We start from the raw sequence: 18,280 nt of genomic DNA, 5'->3' as shown, positions 1-18,280 counted from the left end.
CAGGCGCAGCAGCGCGGCGCGCAGGTGCGGCTGGTCCGGCGGGTACACGTCCGCCAGCGCCCGGCCGGCATCCTCGACCAGCAGGCTCGGCTCGATGCCGTAGAGTTCGCGGGCGCCTTCACTGACGTAGAGGAACGCGTAGCGTCCGTTGGCGAAACGCTTGAGCTGGAACACCATGCCCGGCAGCAGGCTGGCGATCTTCTGTGCGCGGTCGAGCAGGCGTTGGCGGCGGCGTGCCTCCTGTCGCTGCGCCAGCCGATGCTGCTTGCGCACGGCGCTGCGCCGCTGCAGCAGGATCGCCAGAAGCAGCAGCAGCGCTTCGGCGATCAGCCAGGCCAGGCTCCATTTCACCAGCAGCCGCTGCTCGGCCTGGCGGTGTTCGCGCTGCATGGCGCTGATGTCGCGCCAGACCAGCGCCGCGGCCTTCGGTGCGGAGGAGCGGCCGTCCTGCAGCGGGATCTGGTTGAGCAGGAAGGTGCGCCCGTCGGCCTCCAGCAGGCGCAGCGCCATGCCGCTCTCCGGTTCGGGCAGCATGTCCATCTGCGCCCAGTGCAGGATCTGCGTGGCCGAGAGGCCGACCAGCAGCCAGTCGCTGTCGCGGCCCAGGCGCACGCCGCTCGGCGGGTCGACCCGCGCGGCGCGCAGTGCCTGCTGGTCGATGATCAGGGCGAGGCCGGCGGCCAACTGGTCGCCGAGGTCGTCCAGCTTCGGCAGCGCGTCGTAGCCGACCTCCAGCGCACCGATGAGCGGACTGCCGGGCTCGTCGGCGGCGTGCAGCGGGACGATGGTACGGCTGCTGGCACCGAGCTGGTCGACTTCCAGCCCGGATTGCACGACACCTTCCGCCAATGCCCGGTGCAGCAGCGGCCGCTGGGCCGCCGGCGCATCGCCGAAGGCGTCGGGGCGCTGCATGCGCAGGATGGCGACGCCCTTGGCGTCCCATAGCTGCAGGTGCAGGGCCTGGTGGCGTTGCATCGACTCCCAGGCGGGGGCCAGCGTGGCGCGCAGGCGCTGGCGCAAGGCGTCGATCCGCGCGCTGTCCTGCGGGGCACCAGTGCGCAGCAGGGTGTCGATGCGGCGCATTCGGCGCAGCACTTCGGCATTGCCGGCCAGGGCGGTGGCGACCATGTCGGCCTGGCGGAGCTGGCTGAGCTGGGCGCTCTGCAGCGCCAGGCTCTGCAGCTCGCCGTGGGTTTCGATTTCCAGCCGCCAGGCCGCGTCGCGGGCCTGGTAATCGTTGAGCGCCAGGCTGCCGAACAGCAGGGCGAGCAGCAGGCTGCCGATCGCGAATGTCCAGTGAGGTGTGCTCATCGGCGGGCGTTTCGGTGATGCGTGCGGCGCCTGGCGACGCCCGGTGGTACGCGGCGGGGAAGGCGCCCGAGGCAGAGGTACGACGAGTGCATGGCGCCGCGATTCCGGTTGAAAAAGTACAATGATAGCTCTATGCCAGCACTATCGATAGCGACCGCCGCCGAGGTCGCGAGGCCGTGGCGATTGCAGCCGAATCTGGCTAAAAAATCATCAGCCAGGCGACGGTCGGCAGGTCGTCCGGCTCGATTCGGCGCGCGGGAGTGCTAGGCTGCGCGCAGCAGGGTTTCCCTGGAACCGCTCGTTCACTATCGAGGCAGCACTATCCATGTGGCACACCGGTTTACTCGACCTCTCGGTCTGGCAGCTCATTGCGGCCGCGCTGCTGCTGACGCACATCACCATCGTCAGTGTCACCGTCTACCTGCACCGCTATTCGGCACACCGCGCGCTGGAGCTGCATCCCGCGCTCAAGCATTTCTTCCGTTTCTGGCTGTGGCTGACCACGGCGATGAACACCCGCGAATGGACCGCCATCCACCGCAAGCACCACGCCAAGTGCGAAACCCCCGACGATCCCCATAGCCCGGTGCACAAGGGCCTGGGTACGGTGCTGCGCAAGGGCGCCGAGCTGTACATGGCCGAGGCGAAGAACGAGGAAACGCTGCGCATCTACGGCAAGAACTGCCCGGATGACTGGCTCGAGCGCCACCTCTACTCCCGCTTGCCCAATGCCGGCATCGTGCTGATGCTGGCCATCGACCTGGCGCTGTTCGGTGCGCTGGGGCTGACGATCTGGGCAGTGCAGATGATCTGGATCCCGTTCTGGGCCGCCGGGGTGGTCAACGGCCTCGGCCACGCGGTCGGCTATCGCAACTTCGAGTGCCGCGACGCGGCGACCAACCTGCTGCCCTGGGGCATCCTCATCGGCGGCGAGGAGTTGCACAACAACCACCACACCTATCCCAACTCGGCCAAGCTCTCGGTGCGCAAATGGGAGTTCGACATGGGCTGGGCCTGGATCCGCCTGTTCAGTCTGCTCGGGCTGGCCAGGGTCAACCGCACCGCGCCGATCGCCCACCGCATCGAGGGCAAGCGCCAGCTGGACATGGACAGCGCCATGGCGATCCTCAACAACCGCTTCCAGATCATGGCGCAGTACCGCCGGCTGGTGATCGTGCCGCTGGTGCGCCAGGAGCTCGGCCGCGCCGACGCCTCGCTGCGCCATCAGCTGCGCCGCGCCAAGCGCCTGCTGGCGCGCGAGCCGAGCCTGCTGCAAGAGGAGCAGCAGGCGCATATCGAGGTCATGCTGGCGCAGAGCCAGGCGCTCAAGGTGATCTACGAGAAGCGTCTGGCCTTGCAGCAGATCTGGACGCGCACCAGCGCCAACGGCCACGACATGCTGGCGGCGATCAAGCAGTGGGTGCACGACGCCGAGGCCAGCGGCATCCAGTCGCTGCGCGAGTTCGCCGAGCACCTGCGCACCTACTCGCTGCGGCCGTCCGTCGTGCCCGCCTGACCTTCGATCGGCGCGATCGCCCGCCGTTGCGTCAGCCGGAACTTTGTCGCTTGCCGGCTCTCTGAACAGCATTCCAATCAATGCAGTACCGCTGCCGGCGCGCAGCGGTCGTTCAGGAAGAAGACCATGCAGTTGGCGAGCAATCGAAGTGATGCGGGAGTGGGCATGCTGCCGGGCGGCGATGCGCAGACCTTGCTGGCGTTGATGCATGCGCGGGCGGAAGCCGCACGGCTGGGCGAGCGCGAGCAGCTGTTCAGCACGCTGCTGGGCAGCGTCAATGCCGTACTCTGGGCCTTCGACTGGCAGGCCCAGCGGATGATCTACGTCAGCCCGGCCTACGAGTGCATCTTCGGCCGTTCGCCGGCGCTGCTGCTGGCCGACTACGGCGAATGGCGCAACGCGATCTATCCCGACGACCTGGACTACGCGCAGAAGAGCCTGCTCGCCGTGCTCGACGAAGGCGCCGTGGAAACCCGCGAGTACCGCATCATCCGTGGCGACGGCCAGTTGCGCTGGTTGAGCGACAAGTGCTTCCTCGGCCGCCGTGCCGAGCATGGCCAGGGCCCGATCATCGTCGGCATCGCCGAGGACATCACCGAGAAGAAGCAGCTCGAGGGCGAACTGCAGCGCCTGGCCACCACCGACGTGCTGACCCAGAGCAGCAACCGCCGGCACTTCTTCGACTGCGCCCGCCGCGAATTCGATCATGCCCGGCAATTCGCTACGCCGCTGGCGTTCCTGCTGCTGGACATCGATGACTTCAAGCGCATCAACGACACCCATGGCCACCAGATGGGCGACCAGGTGCTGCAGAAGGTGGCCCGCTGCGGGGCTGCGGCGTTGCGCCAGAGCGACCTGTTCGGCCGCATCGGCGGCGAGGAGTTCGCCGCCGTGCTGCCGGGCTGCCAGCCGGACCTGGCCGAGCAGATCGCCGAACGGCTGCAGCGCGAGATCGAACGGGTGGTGTTCACCGCCGACAACGGCGAACGCTTCCGCGTCACCGCCAGCCTCGGCCTGACCTACCTCAAGGCCAACGATGCCGAGCTGAGCGCGGTGTTCGCCCGCGCCGACGCGGCGATGTACCAGGCCAAGCGCCTGGGCAAGAACCAGGTGATCGTGGCCTGATACGTGGGCGTGGATTGGCCGGCGCGCGTAGATCGTAGGTTGGGTTGAGCGCAGCGAAGCCCAACGCGCGGAGTGTCATGCAGGAATGGGGTGCGGCCTACCCGTGTTGGGCTTCGGCGCTGCGCACCTCAACCCAACCTACTTGGCCTGCTCATCGTAGCCACGGCCGAGGAACTCGATCAGGCAGAAGCCGTGGCCGAAGGGATCGGCCAGCAGCGCCAGCCTGCCCCATTCGTGGCTCTGCGCCGGTTGTTCGAGGCGTGCGCCATGGGCAATCGCCCTGGCCACGGCCGATTCGATGTCGTCGACGACGAAATCCAGGTGCAGCGGCGTCCAGTGTCGCGCGTAGCTGCGGCGCGGGGGCTTCGCCGTGGGTGAGGCCGGCGTGCCGGGCTCCTTGCGCAACAGGTAGATCGGCGCCGGGCCGCCGAGCAGCTCGACGGCGAAGCCGCCCAGGCGGCGCCCGACGCGCAGGTCGAACACCGCGCTGTAGAAGTCGACGGCCCGTTCCAGATCGTCCACATCGAGATTCACCAGGAAATCCATCCGTGCCTCCCGCTGCTGCGCACGCGCCTGCCTGCGGGATTGGACGCGGGCGGCCGCCCGGGGTTCTGTCCGGGCGGATGCGTCAGCGCGGAAGCGGCGCCGGCTGCTGCTGGGTGATGCAGTGGATGTTGCCGCCACCGAGCAGGATTTCGCGGCCCGGCACCATCACCACCCCATGCTCGGGAAAGACCTCGGCGAGGATACGCCGGGCTTCGCCATCCAGCGGGTCGCCGAAGGCCGGCGCGATGATGCCGCCGTTGACGATCAGGAAGTTCACGTAGCTGCCGGCCAGGCGGATCGACGGGTCGCGCGGCTGGCTGCCGTCCAGCGCCAGCACACCGGCGCATTCCGCGGCACTGGCATGCAGCGGGCCGGGGATCGGCATTTTGTGCACGGTGATGGCCCGGCCCCTGGCGTCGCGAGCCTGCTCGAGCACGGCCATGGCGGCCTGGCAGCGTTCGTAGTTGGGGTCGGCCGGGTCGTCGGTCCAGGCCAGCAGCACTTCGCCGGGGCGCACGAAGCAGCAGAAGTTGTCGACGTGGCCGTCGGTCTCGTCGTTGTACAGGCCGTACGGCAGCCAGATGATGCTGTCGACCGCCAGGTGCTCGCGCAGCACCTGCTCGATCTGTTCGCGCGCGAGATGCGGATTGCGGTTGCGGTTGAGCAGGCATTCCTCGGTGGTGATCAGGGTGCCTTCGCCGTCGACGTGGATCGAGCCGCCCTCGAGCACGAAACCCTCGGTGCGGTAGCGCTCGCAGCGCTCGATCTCGAGGATCTTCGCGGCCACTTCGTCGTCGCGCTGCCAGTCGGCGTAGAGCCCGCCGTCCTTGCCGCCCCAGGCGTTGAAGGTCCAGTCGACGCCGCGCAGGCCGCCGCGGCCGTCGATGACGAAGGTCGGCCCGGTATCGCGCACCCAGCGTCGTCGCTGCTCATTTCCACCACGCGGATGCGCGGATCGTCGAGCGCCGCGCGGGCGGCATGGTACTGCGCGGCGGTGGCGCAGACGGTCACCGGCTCGAAGCGGGCGATGGCCTTGGCCACCGCGGCGAACGCGGCCTGCGCCGGTGCGGCCTGTTCGCGCCAGTTGTCCGGGCGCTGCGGCCAGACCATCCAGGTCTGGCTGTGCGGCGCCCATTCGGCGGGCATGAAGTAGCCGTCGGTGCGGGGTGTGGTGCTCAGGGTGGTCATGGCGATGTCCGTGGGTAGGGTGGAAAACGGTTGCAGGTCTTTTCCACCACTGGTTTCCGAACGGTGGAAAACGCTGCACGGCTTTCCACCCTACGAATGAACTGTGGCTCAGGCGGAGGGCTGCGAGCCGTCCAGGGTCCTGATCGGGCCGTAGAGGTTCGGCCGACGGTCGCGGAACACGCCCCAGGCGCTGCGGATGTGTTCCAGTTGGTCGAGATCGAATTCGTGCACCAGCACGCCTTCGCTGGTCTGGTCCATTTCCTCGACCTTGGCGCCGAACTGGTCGGCGATAAACGACGAGCCGTAGAAGGTGATGTCGTAGCCGTCCTGCTCTTCCTTGCCGATGCGGTTGCTGGCGACCAGCGGCATCAGGTTGGCGCCAGCGTGGCCCTGTTGCACGCGCTGCCAGTGCTCGCGCGAGGTGATGGTCGGGTCATGCGGCTCGCTGCCGATGGCGGTGGGGTAGAACAGCAGTTCGGCGCCCATCAGCGCCATGCTGCGCGCGGTTTCGGGGAACCACTGGTCCCAGCAGATGGCTACGCCGATCTTCGCGTAGCGGGTGTTCCAGACCTTGAAACCGGTGTCGCCGGGGTTGAAGTAGTACTTCTCGTGGTAGCCCGGGCCATCGGGAATATGGCTCTTGCGGTAGACGCCGAGCAGCGCGCCGTCGGCATCGATGATGGCGATGGAGTTGAAGCGCGCGCGCCCGGCCTGCTCGAAGAAGCTGATCGGCAGCACCACCTGCAGCTCGGCGGCGACCTTGCAAAAATGCTGGATGGCCGGGTTGTCCTCGACGCTGGTGGCCAGCTGCAGGTACTCGGGATTGGGTTTCTGGCAGAAGTAGGGCGTCTCGAACAGTTCCTGGATCAGGATGATCTGCGCGCCCTTGGCGGCGGCTTCGCGCACCAGCTTCTCGGCGTTGGCGATGTTCGCCGGGCGATCCCAGGAGCAGGCCATCTGGGTGGCGGCGACGGTAACGGTACGGGACATGGCGGCCTCGCTGGATTGGGGGCTTTCGGAAATGGAGTGATTCTAGGCGATGTCGTTCGGAGGAGCAGCTGGAAGCCTGAAGCTGGAAGAAAAAGCTCACCCAGCCTTACCGTGTTGCAGATCGTAGGCTGGTCACGCTTCGCTGACCTGACGGGTGGCGTCATGGTGGATGTGAAAAACGACATCCACCCTACGCTCGCTTCCAGCTGCTCTTAGACCGTATGCAGGTACCAGTTGTATTCCAGGTCCGAGATCGAATGCTCGAATTCGGCCAGCTCGCTCTCCTTGCAGGCAACGAAGATGTCGATGTAGTCGGGGCTGATGTAGCGCGCCATGATCTCGCTGTCGTCCAGCTCGCGCAGGGCGTCGCGCAGGTTGGTCGGCAGGCTCGGCTCGACCTGCTCGTAGGAGTTGCCCTCGATCGGCTGGTCCGGCTCGAGCTTGTTGGTCAGGCCGTGATGCACGCCGGCGAGGATGCCCGCCAGCAGCAGGTAGGGGTTGGCATCGGCGCCGGCGACGCGGTGCTCGATGCGCACGGCATCGGGGCTGTCGGTGGGCACGCGCAGCGCCACGGTGCGGTTGTCCATGCCCCAGCACGGCGCATTGGGCACGTAGAACTGGGCGCCGAAGCGGCGGTAGGAATTGACGTTGGGGCAGAGGAAGGCCATCGAAGCCGCCATGGTCTGCTGCAGGCCGCCGATGGCATGGCGCAGCGGCTGGCTTTCCAGCGGGTTGTCGGTGGCGAAGATGTTGTTGCCCTGCTTGTCCAGCAGCGAGATGTGCACGTGCAGCCCGTTGCCGGCCTGGCCCGGATAGGGCTTGGCCATGAAGGTGGTGTCCATCTCGTGGTCGTAGGCGATGTTCTTGATCAGCCGCTTGAGCAGCACCGCGTAGTCGCAGGCCTTGATCGGGTCGGCGACGTGGTGGAGGTTGACCTCGAACTGTGCCGGGGCGCTTTCCTTGACGATGGCGTCGGCGGGGATGCCCTGTTCCTTGGCGCCCTCGAGGATGTCCTGCAGACAGTCGACGTACTCGTCGAGGTCGTCGATCAGGTAGACCTGGGTCGAGTGCGGGCGCTTGCCGGAGATCGGCGAGCGCGGCGGCTGCGGCCGGCCGTTGATGTTCTCCTGGTCGATCAGATAGAACTCCAGCTCGAAGGCGGCGCAGATGGTCAGGCCGAGTTCGTCGAACTTGCCCACCACCTGGCGCAGCACTTCGCGCGGGTCGGCGAAGAACGGCGCGCCGTCGCGCTCGTGCATGGTCATCAGCAACTGCGCGGTGGGGCGGCGCTGCCAGGGTTCCTTGCTCAGGGTATTGGGGATCGGGAAGCAGGTGCGGTCGGAGTCGCCGATGTCCATGCCCAGGCCGGTGCTTTCCACGGTGATGCCGTTGATGTCGAGGGCGAACAGCGAGGCGGGGAGGTTGATGCCCTTCTCATAGACCTTGTGCAGGCTGGCGCGCTCGATGCGCTTGCCGCGCACCACTCCATTCATGTCGGTGATCAGCAGGTCGACGTACTGAACCTCCGGGTGTTCCTTGAGAAACGCGTTCGCTTCGTTGAGCTGAACGGCACGCGGCGGGGGGCCATGATGAAGTACCTTAATTGTTAAAAATTTCAATCATCAGATGCTTGTCTGTGAGTCAATCGAAAAGCCTCTGCGCTGTCAATAGTCGCACCCGGATGCCCCGTGAGTGCCCACGTTGGGCCTATTTTGGGGCGCCCTGGGCTGGCGCGGCAGGTCGCGCGTGACGCGGGCATGGGCCGGAGAGGCGGGCTATTGTCTATAAAAATGAACAAGACTACTCTCCGGTATGCCCCATCCGACTAACGAGTATCCCATGCCTCGCATGCCCCTGATCGGCGTCAGCGCCTGTACCAAGCAGATCGGCTCCCACAGTTTCCATATCGCCGGCGACAAGTACCTGCGCGCCGCGGCGATCGCCGGCGTGCCACTGGTGATTCCGGCCCTGGACGAGCTGATCGAGCCGGCCGCCCTGTTGGAAAACTTCGACGGCCTGCTGTTCACCGGCTCGCCGTCGAACGTCGAGCCCCATCATTATGGCGGGCCGGCGAGCGCTGCGGGCACCCCGCACGACCCGTCGCGCGACCGCCTGACCCTGCCGCTGATCCGCGCCGCGGTCGAGGCCGGGATTCCGGTGTTCGGCATCTGCCGGGGCTTCCAGGAAATGAACGTGGCCTTCGGCGGCAGCCTGCACCAGAAGGTCCATGAGGCCGGTCCCTACCAGGACCACCGCGAGAATCCCGACGACCCGCTGGAGCTGCAGTACGGCCTCAGCCATGCCTTGCACGTGCAGCCGGGCGGCCTGCTGCAGCGTCTTGGCCTGCCGGCGCAGATCAGCGTCAACTCGGTGCACGGCCAGGGCGTCGAGCGCCTCGGCGACGGCCTGCGCATCGAGGCGCTGGCACCCGACGGGCTGATCGAGGCGTTCTCCGTCGAGCATGCGCGCAGCTTCGCTCTGGGCGTACAGTGGCATCCGGAATGGAAGGTGCACGAGCACCCCCATTACCTGGCGCTGTTCCAGGGCTTCGCCGAGGCCTGTCGGGAGCACGCCCGAACACGCTGACGGTCGACTCACCCCCATTCGAGGTCACCATGAGTATCCAGCTCGACCAGCTCACCGGCTGGCTGAAAGAACGCAAGATCACCGAAGTGGAATGCCTGATCAGCGATCTGACCGGCATTGCCCGCGGCAAGATTTCACCGACCAACAAGTTCCTCGACGAGCGCGGCATGCGCCTGCCGGAGAGCGTGCTGCTGCAGACCGTCACCGGCGACTACGTCGAGGACGACATCTACTACGAGCTGCTCGACCCGGCCGACATCGACATGTTCTGCCGCCCCGATCCCAACGCGGTGTTCCTCGTGCCCTGGGCCATCGAGCCCACCGCCCAGGTGATCCACGACACCTACGACAAGATGGGCAATCCCATCGAGCTGTCGCCGCGCAATATTCTCAAGCGCGTGCTGAAGATGTACGCCGACAAGGGCTGGCAGCCGATCGTCGCGCCGGAGATGGAGTTCTACCTGACCAAGCGCTGCGAGGACCCGGACCTGCCGTTCCAGCCGCCGGTCGGCCGCTCGGGCCGCCAGGAGACGGGCCGCCAGTCGTTCTCCATCGATGCGGCCAACGAGTTCGACCCGCTGTTCGAGGACATGTACGACTGGTGCGAGGCCCAGGGCCTGGACCTGGACACGCTGATCCACGAGGAAGGCACCGCGCAGATGGAAATCAACTTCCGTCATGGCGAGGCGCTGCACCTGGCCGACCAGATCCTGGTGTTCAAGCGCACCATGCGCGAGGCGGCGCTCAAGCACAACGTCGCCGCCACCTTCATGGCCAAGCCGATGACCGGCGAGCCGGGCAGCGCGATGCACCTGCACCAGAGCGTGATCGAGCTGGAAACCGGGCGCAACATCTTCTCCAGCCCCGACGGCTCGATGAGCCAGCTGTTCCTGCACCACGTCGGCGGCCTGCAGAAATACATCCCCGAGCTGCTGCCGATGTTCGCCCCCAACGTCAATTCGTTCCGCCGCTTCCTGCCCGACACCTCGGCGCCGGTGAACGTCGAGTGGGGCGAGGAGAACCGCACGGTGGGCCTGCGCGTGCCGGATTCCGACCCGCAGAACCGGCGGGTGGAGAACCGCCTGGCCGGCGCCGACGCCAACCCCTACCTGGCCATCGCCGCCAGCCTGCTGTGCGGCTACATCGGCATGGTCGAGCAGCTGCCGCCGAGCCAGCCGGTCAAGGGCCGTGGCTACGAGCGGCGCAACCTGCGCCTGCCGCTGACCCTGGAAGCGGCGTTGGAGCGGATGGAAACCTGCCGCGAGCTGGAGAAATACCTGAGCCCGAAATTCATCACCGGCTACGTCGCGGTCAAGCGCGCCGAGCAGGAGAACTACCACCGCGTCATCAGCTCCTGGGAGCGCGAGTTCCTGATGTTGTCGGTGTAAAGCAGTCGTAGGGTGGATGTCGCTTTTTACATCCACCGTGACTCCGTTCGGTGGCGCGCTATCCGGTGGATCGGTGAAGCGCGACCCGCCCTACGTGAGCCATCGTAGGGGGATGATGCTCTCTTCATCCGCCGATCACGCACACAAGACCAAGAGGTGACCGATGAGCGATTCGCAAACCCTGCACTGGCAAGCCCTGAGCCGCGACCATCACCTGCCGCCGTTCACCGACTACAAGGCGCTGAACGCCAAGGGCACGCGCATCATCACCCGGGCCTCCGGCGTGTACCTGTGGGATAGCGAGGGGCACAAGATCCTCGACGCCATGGCCGGGCTGTGGTGCGTCAACGTCGGCTATGGCCGCGAGGAACTGGTCGAGGCGGCGGCCCGGCAGATGCGCGAGCTGCCCTACTACAACCTGTTCTTCCAGACCGCGCACCCGCCGGCCGTGGCGCTGGCCAAGGCCATCGCCGACATCGCGCCGGACGGGATGAACCACGTGTTCTTCACCGGCTCGGGCTCGGAGGCCAACGACACCGTGCTGCGCATGGTGCGCCATTATTGGGCGATCAAGGGCAAGCCGGCGAAGAAGGTGGTCATCGGCCGCTGGAACGGCTACCACGGCTCGACCGTGGCCGGCGCCAGCCTCGGCGGGATGAAGGCCATGCACGGCCAGGGCGACTTCCCGATCCCCGGCATCGAGCACATCGACCAGCCCTACTGGTTCGGCGAGGGTGGCGACATGGACCCGGACGAGTTCGGCGTGCGCGTCGCCGAGCAGCTGGAGCGCAAGATTCTCGAGGTGGGCGAGGACAAGGTGGCGGCCTTCATCGCCGAGCCGATCCAGGGCGCCGGCGGCGTGATCATCCCGCCGGACAGCTACTGGCCGAAGATTCGCGAAATCCTCGCGCGCCACGACATCCTGTTCATCGCCGACGAGGTCATCTGCGGCTTCGGCCGCACCGGCGAATGGTTCGGCAGCGACTACTACGGGCTGAAACCGGACCTGATGCCGATCGCCAAGGGCCTGACCTCCGGCTACATCCCCATGGGCGGCGTGGTGGTGCGCGACGAAGTGGTGCAGACCCTCAACGAGGGCGGCGAGTTCTACCACGGCTTCACCTACTCGGGGCACCCGGTGGCCGCCGCGGTGGCGCTGGAGAACATCCGCATCCTGCGCGAGGAGAAGATCGTCGAGCGGGTCAAGGCGAAAACGGCACCTTATTTGCAATCACGCTGGCAGGAACTGCTCGAACACCCGCTGGTGGGCGAGGCCCGTGGCGTCGGCATGCTCGGCGCTCTGGAGCTGGTGAAGAACAAGAAGACCCGCGAGCGTTTCGCCGAGCCGGGTGTGGGCATGCTCTGTCGCGAGCACTGCTTCCGCAACGGCCTGGTGATGCGCGCGGTCGGCGACACCATGATCATCTCGCCGCCGCTGGTGATCGGCGAAGCGGAGATCGACGAGTTGATCGACAAGGTCAGGCGCTGCCTGGATGCGACGGCCAAGGATGTCCTGGGCTAAGGTTGTCGATTGTGTGGCCGGCATGCGTTGGGCTTGTTGAAAAAACGCCCCCGACCTTGCCAGACTGCGCGCGTGCTCATGGCCAGACCTGCCGCGCGGTGTGTCGGTGCCGGCACGCCGCCAGGCCGCGGCGTTCATTGGCCTGTTCCACTGCCCCGATATAAACGATGACAACAGGAGCTGCACGGATGAATCCCTTCGCCAAGACCCTATTCGCCATGACGCTGGCCGGCACCGTCGCCGGGGCTGCGCAGGCCCAGGAAAAGGTACTGCACGTCTACAACTGGTCCGACTACATCGCCGAAGACACCCTGGAGAACTTCACCAAGGAAACCAGCATCAAGGTGGTCTACGACGTCTTCGACAGCAACGAGGTGCTGGAAGCCAAGCTGCTGGCCGGCAGCTCCGGTTACGACGTGGTGGTGCCGTCCAACCCCTTCCTGGCCAAGCAGATCAAGGCCGGCGTGTTCCAGAAGCTGGACAAGGCCAAGCTGTCGAACTGGGACAACCTCGACAAGGACCTGCTCAAGGCGCTGGAGCCGAGCGATCCGGGCAACCAGTACTCGATCCCCTACATGTGGGGCACCATCGGCATCGGCTACAACGTCGACAAGGTCAAGGCCGTGCTCGGCGACGACGCGCCGGTGGACAGCTGGGACCTGGTGTTCAAGCCGGAGAACATCGAGAAGCTGAAGTCCTGCGGCGTTTCCTTCCTCGATTCGCCGACCGAGATCCTCCCCGCCGCCCTGCATTACCTGGGCTATGCGCCGGACAGCGGCAAGGCCGACGAGCTGAAGAAGGCCGAGGAGCTGTTCATGCAGATCCGCCCGCACGTGGCCTACTTCCACTCCTCCAAGTACATCTCCGACCTGGCCAACGGCAACATCTGCGTCGCCATCGGCTACTCCGGCGACATCTACCAGGCCAAGTCGCGCGCCGAAGAGGCGGCCAACGGCGTCAACGTCGGCTACAAGATCCCGCAGGAAGGGGCCGGCAGCTTCTTCGACATGCTGGCGATCCCGGCCGATGCGAAGAACGTCGACAATGCCCACGCCTTCCTCGACTACCTGATGAAGCCGGAGGTCATGGCGTCGATCACCGACTACGTGCAGTTCCCCAACGGCAACGCCGCCGCAACCCCGCTGGTGGACGAGGCGATCCGCACCGACCCGGGCATCTACCCGAGCCAGGCGGTGCTGCAGAAGCTCTACACCTTCCCTGACCTCGATCCGAAGACCCAGCGGGCCATGACCCGCAGCTGGACCAAGATCAAGTCCGGTCGCTGATCCGCTTCGGCCAGGCCGGGCCCGCTCACGCGGCCTGGCCAGGCCCGAGACCGCTCCGCTACGCCGGCTGGCGGAGCGACCCCACCGCGAGGAAAAACGATGGAACCGCCTTTCCCGCCGCTCGTCGCCCGTTCCCGCGCCCCTTTCTTTCGCGACGCCATTGGCCGTCGTGTCAAATCTGTTGATTTCCAGAGGTTTTTCCAATAAATAGCCCGCCTTTCCCGCCGGGATAACGTGCGGCCTGTAACAAGAGGACTCATCCCATGCGCTCGACCCTCAAGTCGCTGATCATCGCCGCCGCCATCGCCGGTACCGCCACCGCCCAGGCCGCCTCGGTGCACATCTATAACTGGTCGGATTACATCGGCGAAACGACGCTGGAAGAGTTCGAGAAGGAGACCGGCATCAAGCCGGTCTACGACGTCTTCGACTCCAACGAGACCCTCGAAGGCAAGCTGCTGGCCGGGCGCAGCGGCTACGACGTGGTGGTGCCGTCCAACCACTTCCTCGGCAAGCAGATTCGCGCCGGTGCCTTCCAGGAACTGGACAAGAGCAAGCTGCCGAACTGGGAAAACCTCGACCCGGCCTTGCTCAAGCAACTGCAGAAGAACGATCCCGGCAACGCCCATGCGGCGCCCTACCTGTGGGGCACCAACGGCATCGGCTACAACGTCGAGAAGGTCAAGGCGGCCCTCGGCGTCGACGAGATCGACTCCTGGGCGGCGATCTTCGAGCCGGAGAATGCCGAGAAGCTGGCCAGCTGCGGCATCGCCTTCCTCGATTCGGCCGACGAGATGATCCCGGCCATGCTCAATTACCTGGGCCTGGACCCCAACAGCGAGAACGCCGCCGATTACCAGAAGGCCGAGCAGAAGCTGCTGGCGGTACGCCCGCACGTGCGCTATTTCCACTCGTCCAAGTACATTTCCGATCTCGCCAATGGCAACATCTGCGTCGCCGCCGGCTTCTCCGGCGACGTGTTCCAGGCCGCCGCCCGCGCCGAGGAAGCCGGCAAGGGCATCGAGATCGCCTATGCGATTCCCAAGGAGGGCGGCAACCTCTGGTTCGACATGCTCGCCATCCCCGCCGATGCCGAAAACGTCGAAGAGGCGCATGCCTTCATCGACTACCTGCTGCGCCCCGAGGTGATCGCCGCGGTGAGCGACTACGTCGGTTACGCCAACCCCAATCTCAAGGCGGGCGAACTGATGGACCAGGACGTCCGTGAGGACGCCTCGGTGTATCCGCCGCAGGAAGTGCTCGACCGGCTCTACGTCTCGGCCGAGCTGCCGCCGAAGGTCCAGCGCCTGATGACCCGCAGCTGGACCAAGGTGAAATCCGGCAAGTGAATCCCAGGGCGCGCCGCGTGCGGCGCGCCCGCAGCAACGACCACCAGTATCCGGCGCAGGCCGGGCCAACCTTTTCATTTTCGGGAGTTCGCGCATGGCCGTTGCCTCCAGCGCCTACAAGAAAGCCCTCAGCGGCGAGAGCAAGAACAAGCAGGTGCTGCTGAAGATCGACCGCGTCACCAAGAAATTCGACGAGACGGTGGCGGTCGACGACGTCTCGGTGAGCATCCACCAGGGCGAGATCTTCGCCCTGCTCGGCGGCTCGGGCTCGGGCAAGTCGACGCTGCTGCGCATGCTCGCCGGCTTCGAGCGGCCCACCGAGGGGCGCATCTTCCTCGACGGCCAGGACATCACCGACCTGCCGCCCTACGAGCGGCCGATCAACATGATGTTCCAGTCCTATGCGCTGTTCCCGCACATGAGCGTGGAGCAGAACATCGCCTTCGGCCTCCGGCAGGACGGCCTGGCCAAGGCCGAGATCGACGAGCGGGTCAAGGAAATGCTCGGCCTGGTTCAGATGACCCAGTACGCCAAGCGCAAGCCGCACCAGCTCTCCGGCGGCCAGCGCCAGCGCGTGGCACTGGCGCGCTCGCTGGCCAAGCGGCCCAAGCTGCTGCTGCTCGACGAGCCGATGGGCGCGCTGGACAAGAAGCTGCGCTCGCAGATGCAGCTGGAGCTGGTGCAGATCATCGAGCGCGTCGGCGTGACCTGCGTGATGGTCACCCACGACCAGGAAGAGGCCATGACCATGGCCGAACGCATCGCCATCATGCACCAGGCTGGATCGCCCAGGTCGGCAGCCCGATGGACATCTACGAGACCCCGGCCAGCCGCCTGGTCTGCGAATTCATCGGCAACGTCAACCTGTTCGACGGCGAGCTGATCGAAGACGCCGAGGACCATGCGGTGATCGACTGTCCGCAACTGGAACGGCCGATCTATGTCGGCCACGGCATCAGCACCCGCGCCGAGGACAAGCGTGTGACCTACGCCCTGCGCCCGGAGAAGCTGCTGATGAGCCTGGACAAGCCGGTGCTCGAGCTGGCCGGCTACAACTGGGTGCAGGGCGTGGTGCATGACATCGCCTACCTCGGTGGCCACTCGGTGTACTACATCAAGCTGGAATCGGGGACGCTGCTGCAGGCCTTCGTCGCCAACGCCGAACGCCACGTGAAATGGCCGACCTGGGAAGAGCAGGTCTACCTGCACTGGCTCAGCGACAGCGGCGTGGTGCTGCAGGCATGAGCCGGGCACGGCTGAACAGCGGGCGCCGGCTGGTCATCGGCGTTCCCTTCCTGTGGCTGTTCCTGTTCTTCCTGCTGCCGTTCGCCATCGTCCTGAAGATCAGTTTCTCCGAGGCCGACGTGGCGATTCCGCCGTACACGGAAATCTTCAGCTACGCCGAGCAGCAGCTGCAGGTGTTGATCAACCTGGGCAACTACATCTTCCTCAGCGAGGACGACCTCTACCTGGCCGCCTATGCCGGCTCGTTGAAGATCGCCTTCTTCAGCACCCTGCTGTGCCTGCTGGTCGGCTACCCGATGGCCTACGCCATCGCCCGCGCGCGCAAGGACCTGCAGACCGTGCTGCTGCTGCTGATCATGATGCCGACCTGGACCGCGATCCTCATCCGCGTCTATGCCTGGATGGGCATCCTCAGCAGCAACGGCCTGCTCAACAGCCTGCTGCTGGGTATCGGCCTGATCGATTCGCCGCTGCAGATCCTCAATACCGACCTGGCGGTGTACATCGGCGTGGTCTATTCCTACCTGCCGTTCATGATCCTGCCGCTCTACGCCAACCTGGTGAAGCACGACCCGAGCCTGCTGGAAGCCGCGTCCGACCTTGGCGCGCGCAACCTCACCCGCTTCTGGAAGATCACCGTGCCGCTGTCGAAGAACGGCATCATCGCCGGCTGCATGCTGGTGTTCATCCCGGTGGTGGGCGAGTTCGTCATTCCCGAACTGCTCGGCGGCCCGGAGACGCTGATGATCGGCAAGGTGCTCTGGCAGGAATTCTTCAACAACCGCGACTGGCCGGTGGCCTCGGCGCTGGCGGTGGTGATGCTGGCGATCCTGCTGGTGCCGATCATCCTGTTCAACCGGAACCAGGCGAAAGAGCTGGAGGGCAAGCTATGACCGCGACAGTAGGAGCCAGCTTGCTGGCGATCCCGGATGGCACGAACGTCCGCTATTGCGAGCAGGCTCGCGTCTGCGCGGACCCGGCCCGTTCGACCCGTCCCGAGGGCACGCCATGAAACGCTGGAGCTTCTCCAACCTGATCCTGATGCTCGGCCTGCTGTTCATCTACCTGCCGATGGTGATCCTGGTCATCTACTCGTTCAACGCCTCGCGGCTGGTGACGGTATGGGGTGGCTGGTCGCTGAAGTGGTATGCCGGCCTGCTCGACAACGCCCAGCTGATGGGTGCGGTGATGCGCTCACTGGAAGTCGCCGCCTACACCGCCATCGCCGCGGTGGCGCTGGGCACCATGGCGGCGTTCGTGCTCACGCGCATCCCGGTGTTCCGCGGCCGCACGCTGTTCGGCGGGCTGGTCACCGCGCCGCTGGTGATGCCCGAGGTGATCACCGGCCTGTCGCTGCTGCTGCTGTTCGTCGCCATGGCCCAGCTGATCGGCTGGCCGGCGCAGCGCGGCCTGGTGACCATCTGGATCGCCCATACCACCTTCTGCTCGGCCTACGTCGCGGTGGTGGTGATGGCGCGCCTGCGCGAGCTGGACCTGTCCATCGAGGAGGCGGCGATGGACCTCGGCGCGCGGCCGTGGAAGGTGTTCTTCCTGATCACCATGCCGATGATCGCGCCGTCGCTGGCGGCCGGCGGCATGCTTTCGTTCGCCCTGTCGCTGGACGACCTGGTGCTGGCCAGCTTCGTCTCCGGGCCGGGCTCGACCACGCTGCCGATGGAGATCTTCTCCGCCGTGCGCCTGGGCGTGAAGCCGGAAATCAATGCGGTGGCCAGCCTGATCCTGCTCAGCGTATCGCTGGCCACCTTCCTCGCCTGGTACCTCTCGCGCCGTGCCGAAAAGCGCCGCATCCGCGCCATGCAGCAGGCGAGCGACGAGGGCAGCGGCACGCCGACCTGGCGCCAGGTGATCGAGAGCCGCAAAGCGATGGCGCCGCCCTCGGCACATAGCTGAACCGCCAGAGCCGTAGGTTGGGTTGAGCGCAGCGAAGCCCAACGGGCGACGTGTCAGGCAACGCTTCGGCTTGCGCTACGCGCCTCAGTGGAGCGCCGCCCGACCCGGCCTACGGTTCCGCCGGGGGGGGGGGCGAGCTGTGTCGCAGCACTACCGGCAGCCCGGCGCATTGTCCTCGCTCAGCGGCTCCTCGCAACCCTGCCCGCCGTCCGGCCTGGGGCTCAGCCAGATCGGTGCCAGGTAGCGCAAGGCCAAGGCGAAGGCCGTCAGCCAGCCGAGGCCGGCCAGCAGCGTCAGCACCTGCGCCGGTGCGCCCG

The 18,280-nt window shown here is 66.2% G+C and carries 12 protein-coding genes and 4 pseudogenes; 10 read left to right on the top strand and 6 right to left on the bottom strand.

Annotated features, from left to right (window positions below):
• Window positions 1-1,311: pseudogene (locus BAY1663_RS18595) on the bottom strand (cache domain-containing protein); the annotation flags it as partial.
• A gap of 325 nt (window positions 1,312-1,636) precedes the next feature.
• Between BAY1663_RS18595 and desA the strand changes: the two are divergent.
• Both desA and BAY1663_RS18585 read left to right on the top strand, forming a co-directional pair.
• Complete coding sequence (desA, locus tag BAY1663_RS18590) at window positions 1,637-2,827, top strand: delta-9 fatty acid desaturase DesA (protein ID WP_037043592.1); 1,191 nt, start codon at window positions 1,637-1,639, stop codon at window positions 2,825-2,827.
• A 126-nt stretch (window positions 2,828-2,953) separates the two neighbouring features.
• Complete coding sequence (locus BAY1663_RS18585) at window positions 2,954-3,952, top strand: sensor domain-containing diguanylate cyclase (RefSeq protein WP_037043589.1); 999 nt, start codon at window positions 2,954-2,956, stop codon at window positions 3,950-3,952.
• A 138-nt stretch (window positions 3,953-4,090) separates the two neighbouring features.
• On the opposite strand, the gene BAY1663_RS18580 is transcribed toward BAY1663_RS18585, so the two are convergent.
• From BAY1663_RS18580 to BAY1663_RS18565, 4 genes and pseudogenes are all read right to left on the bottom strand, one after another.
• A complete protein-coding gene (locus BAY1663_RS18580) occupies window positions 4,091-4,498 on the bottom strand; it encodes a VOC family protein (protein ID WP_037043586.1) in 408 nt (135 codons plus the stop codon).
• 82 nt (window positions 4,499-4,580) lie between these two features.
• Window positions 4,581-5,686, bottom strand: a pseudogene (gene aguA, locus BAY1663_RS18575) (agmatine deiminase).
• Between the two features lie 108 nt (window positions 5,687-5,794).
• Entirely contained in the window at window positions 5,795-6,676 is an 882-nt protein-coding gene (gene aguB / locus BAY1663_RS18570; RefSeq protein WP_037043584.1) for an N-carbamoylputrescine amidase, read from the bottom strand.
• 212 nt (window positions 6,677-6,888) lie between these two features.
• Window positions 6,889-8,169, bottom strand: a complete 1,281-nt coding sequence (locus BAY1663_RS18565) for a glutamine synthetase family protein (protein WP_256206873.1) — start codon at window positions 8,167-8,169, stop codon at window positions 6,889-6,891.
• Between the two features lie 346 nt (window positions 8,170-8,515).
• Here BAY1663_RS18565 and BAY1663_RS18560 point away from each other — a divergent pair, with 346 nt between their 5' ends.
• The 8 genes and pseudogenes from BAY1663_RS18560 (at window position 8,516) to BAY1663_RS18525 (ending at window position 17,963) form a co-directional block, all read left to right on the top strand.
• Complete coding sequence (locus BAY1663_RS18560; RefSeq protein WP_037043582.1) at window positions 8,516-9,262, top strand: gamma-glutamyl-gamma-aminobutyrate hydrolase family protein; 747 nt, start codon at window positions 8,516-8,518, stop codon at window positions 9,260-9,262.
• Window positions 9,263-9,291: 29 nt separating this feature from the next.
• Window positions 9,292-10,650, top strand: a complete 1,359-nt coding sequence (locus BAY1663_RS18555; RefSeq protein WP_037043579.1) for a glutamine synthetase family protein — start codon at window positions 9,292-9,294, stop codon at window positions 10,648-10,650.
• 163 nt (window positions 10,651-10,813) lie between these two features.
• Window positions 10,814-12,172 carry an aspartate aminotransferase family protein gene (locus BAY1663_RS18550; RefSeq protein WP_037043575.1) on the top strand — a complete coding sequence of 453 codons (1,359 nt, stop codon included), beginning with the start codon at window positions 10,814-10,816 and terminating at the stop codon, window positions 12,170-12,172.
• Window positions 12,173-12,360: 188 nt separating this feature from the next.
• Entirely contained in the window at window positions 12,361-13,458 is a 1,098-nt protein-coding gene (locus BAY1663_RS18545; protein WP_037043572.1) for a polyamine ABC transporter substrate-binding protein, read from the top strand.
• Window positions 13,459-13,721: 263 nt separating this feature from the next.
• Complete coding sequence (locus BAY1663_RS18540) at window positions 13,722-14,807, top strand: polyamine ABC transporter substrate-binding protein (protein ID WP_037043569.1); 1,086 nt, start codon at window positions 13,722-13,724, stop codon at window positions 14,805-14,807.
• 94 nt (window positions 14,808-14,901) lie between these two features.
• Window positions 14,902-16,052 (top strand): annotated as a pseudogene (locus BAY1663_RS18535) (ABC transporter ATP-binding protein).
• Complete coding sequence (locus BAY1663_RS18530) at window positions 16,049-16,945, top strand: ABC transporter permease subunit (protein WP_037043567.1); 897 nt, start codon at window positions 16,049-16,051, stop codon at window positions 16,943-16,945. The pseudogene BAY1663_RS18535 and the gene BAY1663_RS18530 overlap by 4 nt, the downstream one beginning before the upstream one ends.
• A 115-nt stretch (window positions 16,946-17,060) precedes the next feature.
• Window positions 17,061-17,963 carry an ABC transporter permease subunit gene (locus BAY1663_RS18525; RefSeq protein WP_037043565.1) on the top strand — a complete coding sequence of 301 codons (903 nt, stop codon included), beginning with the start codon at window positions 17,061-17,063 and terminating at the stop codon, window positions 17,961-17,963.
• A gap of 150 nt (window positions 17,964-18,113) precedes the next feature.
• Here BAY1663_RS18525 and BAY1663_RS25455 read toward each other — a convergent pair.
• Window positions 18,114-18,280: pseudogene (locus BAY1663_RS25455) on the bottom strand (NnrS family protein); the annotation flags it as partial.

The organism is Pseudomonas sp. BAY1663, assembly GCF_000582595.1.
GTDB classification, from domain to species: Bacteria; Pseudomonadota; Gammaproteobacteria; order Pseudomonadales; family Pseudomonadaceae; genus Stutzerimonas; species Stutzerimonas stutzeri_AF.
The sequence above is the reverse complement of the archived record's forward strand: the minus strand, read 5'-3'. Positions and strand labels throughout refer to the sequence as shown.